Origin of the sequence: Mesorhizobium sp. M4B.F.Ca.ET.089.01.1.1 (genome assembly GCF_004022605.1) — a bacterium.
Lineage (GTDB): Bacteria > Pseudomonadota > Alphaproteobacteria > Rhizobiales > Rhizobiaceae > Mesorhizobium > Mesorhizobium abyssinicae.
In genome coordinates, this window is the sequence record NZ_RZOS01000892.1 from 1 (window position 1) to 1,098 (window position 1,098).

A 1,098-nucleotide genomic window follows, 5' to 3' on the forward strand; every position below is an offset into this window, starting at 1 on the left:
CTGCAGGAACTGTGCGTGCCCGCCCGCCTTCTGCTCGGCAATCACGACAGCCGCGAGAATTTTGTTCGGGCGTTTCCTGGAGAGCCGCGCGATGAGAACGGCTTTATCCAGTCGGTTCACGACGGATCTGCCGGGCGCCTCATTTTTCTCGACACATTGGTGGAAGGTTTCGGTCATGGCTCCTTGGACGATGGTCGGCTCGAGTGGCTGCTGGCCCGGGTGGCCGAGGCGTCGGATGTGCGGGCCTACCTCTTCGTCCATCATCCGCTGCAGCCGATCGGCCTGCCGCATTTCGAACCCTGGAGCACCGAGAATTGGCGCCCGATCATGCAGGCGATTGTCAGCGCCGGCAATGTGCGGCACATTTTCCACGGCCATGTGCATGTCGATGTTGGCGGCACCTGGAGCGGCATCCCTTTCAGTGCAAACCGCGGCGTGGCGCATCAGATCATTCCACATTTCACGCGGAGAGACGCGGACTTCGTCGAGGATGCGCCCGCTTTTGACATCGCGATAATCGACGTTGATGGGGTCCTGGTGCATCGCTTCGAAGTTAGCGACCGACATGTGGTCGAGGTCTCCGCAGAAGGTTGGGTTCCCGAGGGCATGCAATGAATCAACAGGCCTCTTATGAACTGGTCATCTTCGATTGCGACGGCGTTCTGATCGATAGCGAGACGCTGGCAAGTCGAATCGATGCCGAAGAACTTACCCGCATTGGCTATCCCATGTCGTATTCTGATGTGATTCTGCGGTTTACCGGCCTTTCCTCAGCCACCATGCGGAAAATGATCGAAGAAGACTGGGGCCGCCCTCTACCCAGCGACTTCGACGTCATCGTGCAATCCCGGATAAAGGAAAGCTACCAGACGGAACTGCAAGCGATCAGCGGCATTGACCAACTCCTGCATCAGTTGCGATTGCCGCGCTGCGTCGCATCGAGCAGCGCCCCCGACAAGCTGCGGCTTGGTCTTGAACTGACGGAACTTTGGGCATACTTCCATTCCCACGTGTTCAGCTCCGCCATGGTAAAGGCCGGTAAGCCTGCACCGGACCTCTTCCTGTTCGCTGCCGCCCAGATGGGCACTAAGGCAGCGC

2 protein-coding genes are annotated in these 1,098 nt (G+C 58.9%); both read left to right on the forward strand.

Annotation, left to right across the window (positions count from 1 at the left end; translation table 11 throughout):
- On the forward strand, positions 1 to 615 hold a 615-nt coding region (locus EN780_RS34815; protein WP_128276508.1), incomplete at its 5' end, for a metallophosphoesterase.
- Positions 612 to 1,098: HAD hydrolase-like protein (locus tag EN780_RS34820; protein ID WP_128276509.1), on the forward strand; the 487-nt coding region annotated here is incomplete at its 3' end. The genes EN780_RS34815 and EN780_RS34820, both read left to right, overlap by 4 nt.